Origin of the sequence: Porticoccus hydrocarbonoclasticus MCTG13d, from assembly GCF_000744735.1 — a bacterium.
GTDB classification, from domain to species: domain Bacteria; phylum Pseudomonadota; class Gammaproteobacteria; order Pseudomonadales; family Porticoccaceae; genus Porticoccus; species Porticoccus hydrocarbonoclasticus.
The window spans coordinates 239,024-251,028 of the sequence record NZ_JQMM01000001.1 but is presented as its reverse complement, the minus strand read 5'-3'; the positions used below and the strand labels follow the sequence as shown (position 1 = coordinate 251,028).

Below are 12,005 nucleotides of genomic sequence, written 5' to 3'. Positions count from 1 at the left end.
TTCGATTGCTTGATCACTAGCCTAAGGATAGTCAAAGCCTGCAATCGTGTCTGTATGCGAAATAGTGGGGAAGTTTATTAATGGGTTTACAGTACGCCTGTAAACTCTGTTTATCTTGCCAGTTTGATTGCCAGCGCGGTACAGATACCCCAGATCCCGTTAAAAAATATTACCAGCAGCGGTGTCAGCAGTCCCAGTTCCAGACCGGCTATACCCTTCTGTGCCTGCAGGGGAAATACAATGAACAGCTGCATTGCAGTGGGAAACAGGCTCAGCACTATCCCTTTCCAGACCAATCTCGATTGCCATATCGGCAGCAAAAACAGCAGTCCCCACAGTCCGCCCCAGACGATCCTTGGGTAGAGCCATTGTGGGGACAGGCCCGGGGCAATAGCGACTCCGAGTGCTTGCGATATACCGAGATCGCCAAAAATCCAGACGGAGAGGCTGTTGGCCAGTGCGCCGAGGCAGCCAGCTGCGAAAAAAAAGAGTGACTTGTGCATAAGTGGTCCCGGAAACGTCTTACCCGATCATAGGGCGATACCCTCCTGGCTATCAACTATTGGCATGCATGGGCATGCAGTTCAGGTATTGGCTCTGGGTGTTTGCTCATAAGCGGGAAAGGCGATAGCGCCGGCGGCGAAATCCAGCGCTGTTTCCAGCCGTTCATTGCCCCAGAACAGCTCCCTGCCCACCAGAAACGAGGGTGCGCCGAAGATATGTTGTTCGGTGGCCATCCGGGTCTGCTGATGAAGACGACCTTTGGTTTCTGCAGAACCGGCTTCTTCCAGTACAGTTTGTCCAACTGTGCCACTGGCGGTCAGGCATTGGTCGATGACCTCAGGTGAGGCGATATCCTCGTCGCGTTCAAAGTTTGCGCGAAATACCTCCCGACAGAACTGCGGTACCCACTGGGCATCCGGTGCAGTACAGACTGCCCGTGCCGCCAGCAAGCCGTTGCGCGGAAATTGAGAGGGTTCTTGCCAGGGCAGACCTAGCTGGCTGGTGATTCGCGTCATATCACGCCACATGTAGCGCCCTTTGTCGGGGTAGATGTTGAATGGCGAGTCGTTCCAGCCCTGTTGCTTGAAAATGGCTCCGAGCACGAACGGGCGCCACCGTACCGGGATGCTTCTCTCCTCCGCAAGGGCCTCGATACGCATGGCGGCGGGGTAGGAATAGGTGCTGCCAAAGTCAAACCAGAATTCCAGATACATGGTGTTGGTTGCTCCTCAGGATTAATCGCTGGTGCTGTCTATCCGCACCACACTTACCCGTTGTGTGATTGGCGAGACAGCCGGACCAAACTGGTTGTAAATAGCCACATCGGCGGCGTCCCGGCCATAGCCGATTGCCACATAACCACCCCGCAGTGTTGGTTGTGTCGCATCAAAGGTGTACCACTGGCCACCCACATAGGCCTCAAACCAGGCATGCATATCGATAGGGTCAAGCTCGTAGAGGTAGCCGACGACCATTCTGGCGGGAATGCTGAGACTCCGGCATAGGGCAATTCCCAGATGGGCAAAATCACGACAAACGCCCCACTGGCGCATATTCACTTCTGCCGCAGAGAGTTGATCATTGCCGAGCATAGGCTCATAGCGAATGCGCTCACGCAACCAGCATTGAATGGCGCTGACCTGATCGTAGCCCGGTTGTTGGTCGGCGGTAATTTCGTTGGCCATCTGGACAAAGCGATCCGATTCGCAGTAGCGGCTGGGAAGCAGATAGCAGAGCATGGAGTCCGGCAGATACTGTACTTCGATAAAAGGCGCGCCCGGGGCCTGTTCAATGGTATCCACAGTCTTTACATCGGCAGAGGTGGTGATGGAAAAGGGGCCGGGTTGGCCCAGTAGTCGCTGGCAGAGGTTACCGAAATTATCAGTAAATTCCTCCATTGGGCAATCTGGTGTGAGCGTGTATTCCTCGCGGGCCACCCTTTGTTGTCCGCCACTGCGTGGCCTGAGCATGAAAATGAAGGGTGTCGGAACGTCGATTTCGAAGCTCATGCTGCAAGTAGTTCGTAACCACATAAGGCAATGTCCAGTATCAAAACAGTCTTATGAACGAGACCTGTCAGGCCGCGTAGTTGAAAATGGCAATATAGTGGCAAGTAGTCCCCGCCATGACAAACAAGTGCCAGATAAAGTGGCCGTATCGTAAATAGCTGTCGGTGGTGAAAAATGCCACCCCCACGGTATAGGCCAAGCCGCCGGAAGCGAGCCAGACCAAGCCCGGTGTCGGCAAGTGAAGCCACAAAGGGTTGGCTGCAATCACAATCAGCCAGCCCATTAAAATATAAAGGCCGGTGGAAAAGACCGGATGATTAAGCCTGTTGCTGGCCTTGAGTATGACGCCTGCGGCTGCCAGACACCAGATCGCCGCCAATAGAGACCAGCCCCATGCACCTCGCAGCGCTCCTAGGGTAAAGGGGGTGTAGGTACCGGCGATCAGTAGAAAAATGGCCGAATGTTCTATTACCTGAAACTGTTTCTTTCTGTGCCCCTTGGGAAGGCCGTGATAGAGCATGGATGCAAGATAGAGCAGTATCATCGTCAGGGCAAAGACCGCCGAGCCGATCATGAACCCGGTGTTGTCCTGTTGGGATGCACGGATTAACAGAGGGGGTGTGGCAACAAGAGCCGCCAAGAGTCCTGCGCCATGGCTCAGGCTGTTGGCAATTTCCTCTTCGGAAGACTGCTCGCGCTCCGGTGATTTCAGAGATGATGACACAATGCTCCATTTTCTCGGTTTTAGGCAGGTAATAGATCCCTGTTTTTTCACTCAAATGACTGAAGCTGACAAGATTAATCCGCTTGGCCTACTCTGTGACGGTCACTGGTGAAACAAACCCCGGCGGCTTAATGGCTAGTACGGAACAGGTCAGCTGGTCGAGAATGGCCTCAGCCGTATTGCCAATGATCAATCCCGATATTCCTGTGCGCCCCAATGTCCCCATTACCACAAGATCTGCTTTCAATTGTGTTGCCATATCAGGTATTACCCTCGATGCAGGCCCTTGGCGCAAATGAAACTGCGGTGAGAGGTAGTTGTAGGCTTCATCGCCAACCCGCGCATGTATTTTGCGGTCCAGTGTGTCGATAATCGACTGGTGTCGCGCCCTTTCACCCTCAGTGTAATTGAGACTGCTCTTTTCCGGGTTGTCGCTCCATACCCGAAACAACATTTCTCCGGGTGCATCCCAGGCGTGCACAAAATGCAGGTCGGCAAAATCCGCGATGGCGAGTGAGGTGGCAAACTCGACAATCTGTGGGTTTGGGCCCTGTTCTGCCGACGCCGGTTCCTCCGGATCAAAATCCAGGGCGGCCATAATGCAGCGATAGTCCTGTGGCTCATCTGCCTTTATCAGCCATACCGGGCAAGGACATTTGCGCAACAGGTGCATATCGTCACTGCCGAATAGCCGCTCTATGAAATCCGGATTTTCTGCCGGCTTGATGACCAGATCATGACCGTCTCTCAGAACGGTGCGGATGACCTCCAGGAAGCACTTGCCTTCAACCACGGTCAGGGTGATCTGGTTATCCTTGGAGTAGGGTTCTGTCAGTGATTGCAGCACGTTGTAGCGTTCTGCAACCAGATTTGCCTTCAGCTCGGCTGAACTCGGTGCCTCAGGGGGCAGGTGCATGCTGATAAGTAGCGGTGACATTACATCAATCACAGTTAACTTGGCCTGGTTTTTGATGGCCATTGATACTGCACGAGCAAAGGCCAGTTCCTGGCTAACAGCGGGCTCCGATACGTAGAGGATACGCTTGAACTGGCTCATCTCAATCTCCTGTCAGGCCTGCGGGTTGTCGGCCTTTTTTTGTGGGAACAATTGCGCTGCTGCTTCCCTGGCGGCATCGGTATAGGGGACCAGTACCATGTCCACACCCACTTGCTCAAAAAACCTGGCGTCGTAGCTGCCAGCGGCTGAAATAGCCACCTTCCCTTTATAGCCCTGTTCCTTGAGTCCATGCAATATCATCCGGTTGATGGCTCGGTCGCGGACGGTACTGACTACCCAAGTTGCCCGGGACAGGGGGAGTGAGGCGATGAATTCGGGGTCTTCGGCATCACCATAGCGTACTGCGTAGCCGTCGCGGGTGTGGTACTGGACGGCTTGTGGGTCGAAATCCACTGCCAGCAGACGACAACCCCGCTGGCGCAGGTTGGTGGCGACGGAGGCACCGAAACGACCCAGACCAATCAGCAGAATATCGACCTTTTCTTCGTCGCCAGCAGTGGTGCTCTGTTCCCGGTAGGCCACTTTGCGCTCAAAAATGCTCAGCCAGGGAGCGAGCAGGGCATAAAGCGGGTGGGAATAAAGAATCATGTAGGTGGAAACGCTGATGGTAATCAGGCCCACCAGGGTGATAAGTCCTACGGTATCCTGTCCCAAGTGACCGAGGCTGAGGCCGAGGGCGGCCAGGATCAGGGAGAATTCACTGATCTGTGCCACTGTCAGTCCTGCCAGAAAACCGGTGCGTTTACGGTAGCCCATATACCCCATGATCGCCATGACGATCAGCGGATTGCCGACCAGTACAAACAACGAGAAGATCATTGCTGTCCCCAGCTGGCCGCCCAGATTAAGGATATCCAGTGACGCGCCCAGTTCGATAAAAAAGAATAACAACAGGAAATCGCGCAAACTCACCAGTCTGGCGGCGACCTGTTCACGATAGGCTGTCGAAGCGATGGAAATACCTGCCAAAAAGGCCCCCACCTCCTTGCTGAAACCCAGCAGGTCACCAATCGATGCGCCGAGAACGGCCCAGGCAATGGCAAATAACATCAACAATTCAGATGAATGCGCCATACGCTGCAGTAACCGGGGCAACACATAACGCATTAACAGTGCCACCCCGATCAACATCAGGGCGCCCTTGAGCAGAATCACCAGTGCTTCTCGGCCGATATTGATGCCTTCTTCAGCTTGGCCAAACGCGGTCAGACCGATCATCACCAGTACCACCACAATGTCCTGAACAATCAGAAAGCCCACGGCGATTCGGCCATGCAGGGAGTCGACTTCCCGTTTGTCGGACAGTAGCTTGACAATAATAATCGTGCTGGAGAAAGTCAGTGCTACAGCGACGTAAAGCGCGATGACTGGCGACATACCCATGAGCAGAGCGATCAGGTAGCCCACGACCGAGGTAAAGAGCACCTGTCCGAGCCCGGATGCCAGGGCGACCGGGCCCACCGTTCGGATAATGTGCAGATCCAGCTTCAGCCCGACAACGAACAGCAACAGCGCGATACCCAGCCGGGCAAATAGTTCGATCTCGCTGCTGTGGGAAACCATGCCGAACCCGGAGGGCCCCACCAGAATGCCGATTGCAATAAAAGCGACAATCAGAGGTTGGCGCAAAAACTGGGCAATAAAGCCCCCAATTGCCGCCAGGCCCAATATGACTCCAATTTCCAGAAAAACACTTCCCAGCATTTTTGGGATCCCTTTTCCGACAGGTCTTTTAGGCGAGAGTGCGATGCGCTGTTCTTCGGTGCCAGACTTTTCCGATCGAGCGTTTTACCTATTTAGTCAAGGCAATGGTTAGGTTAAGTGATAATAGCCGCAAATGGTACAGCCCGACATTCTGGATATTTTCCGCGTTGTGGCAAGTAGACAAAAATGCCTGCGGTGACGATTATCCCGTTATTGCTTGATGGGCAGCTCAGGGGATACTTTTCTTGGTCCGGTACATGGCATGGTCGGCGTGGCGTAGCAGTTGAGTCTCATCGTCGCCATCGTCCGGGAACTGAGCCACGCCAATGCTCGGGAGTATGCCGATGTTATGATTTCCCAGCACAAACGGCTGGTTTAATGCCTGGTGAATTTTATTCACGACGGCGGCAGTGTTTGCCGGGGAGTCGATGTTTTCGAGCAAAATCACAAATTCATCGCCGCCAAAGCGCGATACCGTATCGGATGCCCTGACACAGTCCTCAAGACGCTGTGCGACCTCTTTTAACAAAAGGTCGCCCACCGGATGGCCATAGTTGTCATTGATGAACTTGAATTTATTCAGATCAAGGTAGAGCACGGAGAGCCGAAGCCCATCGCGACGGGCTCTGCTGAGGGCGGACTGGATGCGATCCCCGAACAGAGCCCGATTGGGCAGATCGGTAAGCTGATCGAAGAGCGCCATATGCTGCAGGTGATCCAGCAACTGTTTCCGCTCAATGGCGGCAGCGGCTTGCGTGGAGACAAATTGCAGTAGTTCCCGGTCTTCATCTGAGTAGTGCGGGTTATCCGGGTGGCTCAAAACGGCCATCGCACCAATGGTTCCCCGCTGTGACTTCAGAGGGACTCCCAGCCAGCTGGATGAGGTGTCTGCCAGCCCCCGCAGCTCATTGATATCCTTCGGCAAGAGCAGCAGTGTTTTGCCGGTGCGGATGACCTCTACGCAGTGGGCCGTTGAATCGATTATCGAAGGTGATACCTGATTGTCTGCGTGGTAGGGGAAACACACGTCTTTTTTAATATCATCGTAGAGCGCGATCGAAAAGCTGGCAGCCGGTAGCAGGTTTTCAATAATTTGATGAAGCCGTTCAAACAGGGTTGGCAGGTCCTCCGCTGCGTGTGCTGCTTCTGAAATGGCAAACAGAGCGGCCTGTCTGGCCTCAATGCGTTTGCGCTTGGTGATATCCCTGGCCACGGCAATACGCAGCTGATCAGAATCGGACCAGCGCGCCGACCACATGATATGAACGATCTGGCCATCCTTTCGTACATAGCGGTTTTCAAAATGGGGTTCATGCTTCCCGGACATGATGTCCCGGGCCGTTTGCAGGGTTATGTCTCGATCTTCAGGTAATACCAGGTCAATCATGTACTTGCCAATCATCTCTTCACTGGCGTAGCCAAAGATCCGTTCGCCTCCCCCACTGACGTAGACAAACTTACCCGCTTTATCCACCACACAAATGGCGTCCAGCAGCAGGTCTATATAGCTGCTCAGATGTGTGTCTGCTTCCAGAGTGAGCTCTTTGAAAAAAAGTGGACTCTGAGGTTGATCAAAGAAGCGGGTCTTGCGGTCGATGGTCATAATGCTTGCCCGAGAGATCCATTCACTATTCTATGCCTGAAGAGATGCCAATAGGTATCATCCTGTCTTGTCGCGCGTATAGACGGAGTACAGATATTCTGTCATTGAGTCAAGATTCTGAATCTGTGGAGTTTATTCACCTATCCACTCGACCTTATAGAGATCACGCCGCCGATCCAGGAAGTTTCTCACCGACCCTTCATTCTGCAGCTTGTTGAGCTTCTCCAGATCGAGATCGACGATCAATGTCATCTCGGTATTTGGTGTGGTTTCGGCCATGATGGCATCGTGGGGGAAAGCAAAGTCTGACGGCGAGAATACCGCTGACTGGGCATACTGGATATCGGCGCCATCCACCTTCGGCAGGTTGCCGACACTACCGGCGATTGCAACATAACACTCGTTTTCAATGGCTCTGGCATGGGCGCAGCAACGCACCCTCAGGTAGCCATTCTTGGTGTCGGTCCAGAACGGTACGAACAGCATTTGCATGCCCTGTTCCGAGAGCAGGCGAGCCAGCTCCGGAAACTCCACGTCATAACAGATCAGTACCCCGATCTTACCAAAATCGGTATCAAACACACGCAGGCCATTGCCGCCCTGCATGACCCAGGAGCGCTTTTCACCGGGTGTGGGGTGAAGCTTGTACTGGGTTTCAAGGGTGCCGTCGCGACGACAAAAGTAGGCCACATTGAACAGCTCATCGTTTTCAATCAACGGCATGGAGCCGGCAATGATATTGATGTTGTAGGAAACCGCGAGCCGGGAGACGGCCTCGACAATCTCATCGGTAAATTCCGCTAGGGCCTTGATGGAGTCAATGGAGTTCGTGTGATTTTCTATCCCCATCAGCGGAGCATTGAAAAACTCCGGGAACAGGGCTAGGTCGCACTGGTAATCGGAGAGCGCGTCTACAAAGTACTCAACCTGCTGCATCAACTCCTCGACGGATCCGAGGGAGCGCATTTGCCACTGAACACAACCGATCCGGGCAGTGGTGCGCGGTGCGCCAATCAAAGGGGCTTTGCGCGGGTCATAGTAAAGGTTATGCCACTCCAGCAGGGTGGCATAGCCACGGGATTCTTTGTCTTCCGGCAGGTAATCGTCCAGCACCCGCTTCACTTCGAAGTCATTGGATAACTGGAAGGTCAGGATAGGGTCGTAAATTTCTTTCTTTTTGACTTGCTCGATGTAGGCCTGTGGGGTCAGCTTGTCTGCAAAATTTTTGTAGTTGGGTATCCGCCCCCCGGCGACGATGGATTTCAGGTTGAGGTTTTGGCAAAGTTCCTTGCGGGCTTCGTAGAGTCGTCGACCCAGCCGCATGCCGTGGTAGTCGGGCGAGACGAACACATCCACACCGTACAATACGTCGCCACTCGGGTCGTGTGTGGTCAGATACGCGTCACCGGTGATTTCCTCATAGGTGTGCTGGTCACCAAATTTATCATAATCGACAATGACCGAAAACGCTGCGGCCACAATAATGCCGTGATCCTCAATACAGATTTGGCCTTCAGGAAACACAGCCAACTGGGCACGGAATTTCTTCAGCGGCCATGCACCACCGAGACCCGGATAAACATAATCCATTAATGCCTTTAAGTTGGGATAGTCCTCTTTTTTCAGGTGTCGTAGGGTCAGTTTGTGTTCCGGTTCTTCGGGATGAGGCGTCGCGTTCACGAGATTTTTATTCCTGAATTAAAAAATGGATGTCGCAGCAAATAGTCGGCGCCCAGCTCTGCTATTGTTCAAGGTTACCGAGTAAAAGACACCTTGTTTGGGCACAACATGAATTGTTCGTTGAAAGGGGACTATGTGCTCTGCCACAGATGATAACTTAAATTGGCCTGATGAGACGGCTGAAGTGCAACGGTTCGGAGTATGAATAAATATGTGGGTACCTGGAGTCGTGTGGTAAATGATTCAGTTAAGACTGAGCTGAAGGTGTGTAGCGTTGCAAGGGGGCTGCCGAAGGGTTGGAGAGAACCTTGACCCGGCAGGGGCCGGGCCAAATTCTCCGTAGCAAAGAACTAGAAGGTTTCTTTTGTTGTTTTAGTCCCGCCACTGGCTTTGACAACTGCCAGTGCCGTGTCGCGATCTTCAGCGCTTTTGAACATCTGGCTGGTTCCCAGTACCCGACGTTTCGGGGTTTTCAGTTCAAAATAATGCTGATTACCCTCAGATTTTTTCTCATACAGGGCATCGTATCCGCAGCTGTGCTGAACATCCGAGATGTCCATCTTTGCATTGCCCTTGGAATAATAATTCGGGCTTGAAAGCAGAGTTTCGCCGCTTTCGCTCTTGAGGTTGAAGTTGTACTCGCCATCTGGCGTTTTATTGAGCTCGAACCAACTTGACATATTTATCTCCTTTTTATTTTAGTAATCGGTGCACATGGCACTATATAGATAGCCTAAACATTGGACGTTTATCCCGTATCCGGTTAGCTGTTACCTGTGAACAGGGTCGCATCGATTGCGATCTGTCCAACGGGGACATCCGTTGAAAAGCCCATACTAGATATCACAGACCATAGGAAAATACAAAGTACCTTTTTGAATGGTATCCAACCGCATCACTGGAGTTCTTTTCAGTAGTCTCTCTGTACTGGTGACGATAAACAGTACCAATATTAACTATTAGTAGCCGCAGCCCCGTCGGCCGGAACGCTCTGGCTGACGGGGCCCGTACTCAACTTACTCCACAATCACTCGTGCATTGATGGGTTGAACTGGCCGGTTGGTTGGATGCTCCATGGCATTGCTGAATTTCTCAATCTGTTCCCTGGAGGCTGTAACGGGCTCCTTCATAACAAATCAGGAAACCCCCTCGCTGCATGGCGGCGTGGTCAGGGAGCCATTGAAACGATAGTAATCATGACCTTCCGGCATCAAGGACAATGCGTTGACTGCGGTGGTCAGTTCTACCAGACCACTGGGATCGGAAGGCATTTGTGTCCAGGCTTTTTCAAGCTCGGTATTGGTTTCGCCTATTTCAAACATCACCCCGATGACAGCCAGGTTGCCATCCTTGTCGGCATGCACAAAGTGGGCATCCATGGGGTAGAGCTTGCCGTTAATAGCGTTTTCACTGGGAGCGTGGACATGGAACTGTTTCAGTTCAAAGGCTTTATCGCCCACTTGCATGGTGCTGCCCTGTACATAATTGACCTGGACGGTATGACCATTGTTGATGACATTTTTGCCGCCGGTTTTGTAATCCAGTTCCAGTGATGGAAGGTCACCCTCTATCGTGTTGCTGATATTCACCGGCGACTGGTTTTTACCCGTCTTGCAGGTGGCATATTCTGAGGCGAGACTGCCCCAGTTTTCCGGCCCCTCGTCACCCAGGTAACTCCAGGCGACACTGTCAGCAGCATGACAAGTCCCGAATGCCAGCATCCCGGCGGTTAGTAGTGACAGTTTCATTGAACATTTTTTCATCGTTAGCTCTCTATTGTTAAAATGGATTTTTATTGTTGTCTTGGGAAATACACTGCACCTCCCTTAACGCATTAGCCCCTGTCTCTGGGTATTATTCGAGTGATGTCATTCTTAACTGACTGACTTATCTCCCACAGGTCCAGGGATTGTTGTATATTCAACCAGAAATTTGCCGGGTTGTTAAAGAGTCGTGCGAGGCGCATTGCCATTTCCGGGCTGGCAGCACGGCGTTCCAGCAACAGCTCATTGAGAGGCTGTCGGGAAACGCCCAGTGCCGTTGCCAGTTTCGCAACGGACAAACCGGATCTCCGCATAAACCTTTCCCGCAGTATGGCTCCGGGATAGGTGGGTTGCTGGTTCGCGGTTATTCGGGCACATATCTGGGTGTATGGTTATTCAGGCGTATAGTTAGTCGCTTCCATTTTCAGGTTAGCCCGATTAATTTTTGGGTACCTTTAGAGGGTTTTTTAGAGGGGCGCGACCTGATTATTTGTTCGGAATTTAACGTGTCGCGTGACGAATTTCAACGCCCACCGAGCCTAGGTAGCTGCATTCAGGTGCTCTCATTATTGGAGCGGCTTAAGTCCGGCTGATGCCTGGGTCTTTGGATAACTGACCCGGATGTCGATCTTTATCTGAAAGGAGGGTGAATGTATTGTGAGTCTGAGGGGGTTTCAGCTCAGCGGCGGTTTCTAGGTGTTCGGCTTTGCCTTCCGCTGTGGGGGGTAACCTCAAAAATCACGGCGATCATATGGGTTTTCCTGTCACGTTTTGCAGCTATTCGATGCCAGCAGGTAGGCAAGTATTTCGCCCATTAAATGGTTAATCGTCCGGTAGCACTCCGGGCTGGCACTGAGAAGAGTGGCGGCATCCTGCACGTGGTCATCGGGTGTTAATTCCGCACTGCAGTGGGTGACTATATCCCTTGCCGATGCCGGCGTCGTCTCCAGGTGAAATTGCAGCCCTATCACCGACGTGCCCAGCTGAAATGCCTGTAGTCGACAGACATCGCTAGAGGCGAGGTGAATTGCGCCGGATGGCAAGTCAAAGGTCTCCCCGTGCCAGTGGAAGACGTTAACTGATGAGGGGAAGGAAAAGTTGTTTGCCCCCGGCACTGTGCAACCATGGATCGGAAACCAGCCGATTTCTCTGGTCGGGTTTGGGTAAACTCTTGCGCCCATGGCGCTGGCGATCAATTGCGCACCGAGGCAGATGCCAAGCACCGGCTTGCCATCGTCGATGGCCCGGCGAATAAAAGCCTTTTCTTGCGCCAGCCAGGGGAATAGTTGCTCATCATTGGCGCTCATTGGGCCGCCCATAACGATCAGTGAATCGATATCTGAAATCGCCGGCAATGTACTCCCACCGATAAAGAAGGGCGTTCGTGTAATGTTGTGCCCTGCGGCTCTCAGCCAGGGTTCAATACTGCCGGGGCCCTCGAAGGGCACGTGTTGGAAAATATGGCTGCGCATGGTGGGTGTCCGGAATCCTGAGATCGTTC

General features: G+C 52.8%; 12 protein-coding genes. All 12 read right to left on the bottom strand.

Features of this window, described 5'->3' with window-relative positions; translation table 11 throughout:
* Nucleotides 1–110: 110 nt before the first annotated feature.
* The 12 genes from U740_RS01250 to U740_RS01195 all read right to left on the bottom strand — a co-directional run bounded on the left by U740_RS01250 (nt 111) and on the right by U740_RS01195 (nt 11,976).
* Complete coding sequence (locus U740_RS01250; RefSeq protein ID WP_036858542.1) at nt 111–503, bottom strand: hypothetical protein; 393 nt, start codon at nt 501–503, stop codon at nt 111–113.
* A gap of 81 nt (nt 504–584) precedes the next feature.
* Nucleotides 585–1,217, bottom strand: a complete 633-nt coding sequence (locus U740_RS01245) for a 2-hydroxychromene-2-carboxylate isomerase (protein WP_051921105.1) — start codon at nt 1,215–1,217, stop codon at nt 585–587.
* 21 nt (nt 1,218–1,238) lie between these two features.
* Nucleotides 1,239–2,036 (bottom strand): transglutaminase domain-containing protein, encoded by a 798-nt coding sequence (locus U740_RS01240; protein WP_036858541.1) that lies wholly within the window; start codon nt 2,034–2,036, stop codon nt 1,239–1,241.
* A 43-nt stretch (nt 2,037–2,079) separates the two neighbouring features.
* On the bottom strand, nt 2,080–2,736 hold the full coding sequence (gene trhA, locus U740_RS01235; RefSeq protein WP_036858540.1) for a PAQR family membrane homeostasis protein TrhA: 657 nt from the start codon (nt 2,734–2,736) through the stop codon (nt 2,080–2,082).
* An 88-nt stretch (nt 2,737–2,824) separates the two neighbouring features.
* On the bottom strand, nt 2,825–3,793 hold the full coding sequence (locus U740_RS01230) for a universal stress protein (RefSeq protein WP_036858539.1): 969 nt from the start codon (nt 3,791–3,793) through the stop codon (nt 2,825–2,827).
* A gap of 12 nt (nt 3,794–3,805) precedes the next feature.
* Entirely contained in the window at nt 3,806–5,458 is a 1,653-nt protein-coding gene (locus U740_RS01225; protein ID WP_081890791.1) for a cation:proton antiporter, read from the bottom strand.
* Between the two features lie 229 nt (nt 5,459–5,687).
* Nucleotides 5,688–7,061, bottom strand: a complete 1,374-nt coding sequence (locus U740_RS01220; protein WP_081890790.1) for a GGDEF domain-containing protein — start codon at nt 7,059–7,061, stop codon at nt 5,688–5,690.
* A gap of 132 nt (nt 7,062–7,193) precedes the next feature.
* Nucleotides 7,194–8,741 (bottom strand): bifunctional GNAT family N-acetyltransferase/carbon-nitrogen hydrolase family protein, encoded by a 1,548-nt coding sequence (locus U740_RS01215; RefSeq protein WP_036858537.1) that lies wholly within the window; start codon nt 8,739–8,741, stop codon nt 7,194–7,196.
* A gap of 350 nt (nt 8,742–9,091) precedes the next feature.
* Nucleotides 9,092–9,421, bottom strand: a complete 330-nt coding sequence (locus U740_RS01210) for a DUF1508 domain-containing protein (protein WP_036858536.1) — start codon at nt 9,419–9,421, stop codon at nt 9,092–9,094.
* 456 nt (nt 9,422–9,877) lie between these two features.
* Nucleotides 9,878–10,504, bottom strand: a complete 627-nt coding sequence (locus U740_RS01205; protein WP_200877016.1) for a carbonic anhydrase — start codon at nt 10,502–10,504, stop codon at nt 9,878–9,880.
* A 71-nt stretch (nt 10,505–10,575) separates the two neighbouring features.
* Nucleotides 10,576–10,872 carry a HigA family addiction module antitoxin gene (locus tag U740_RS01200; RefSeq protein ID WP_268745571.1) on the bottom strand — a complete coding sequence of 99 codons (297 nt, stop codon included), beginning with the start codon at nt 10,870–10,872 and terminating at the stop codon, nt 10,576–10,578.
* Nucleotides 10,873–11,268: 396 nt separating this feature from the next.
* Entirely contained in the window at nt 11,269–11,976 is a 708-nt protein-coding gene (locus U740_RS01195) for a type 1 glutamine amidotransferase (protein ID WP_036858534.1), read from the bottom strand.
* Nucleotides 11,977–12,005: the final 29 nt, after the last annotated feature.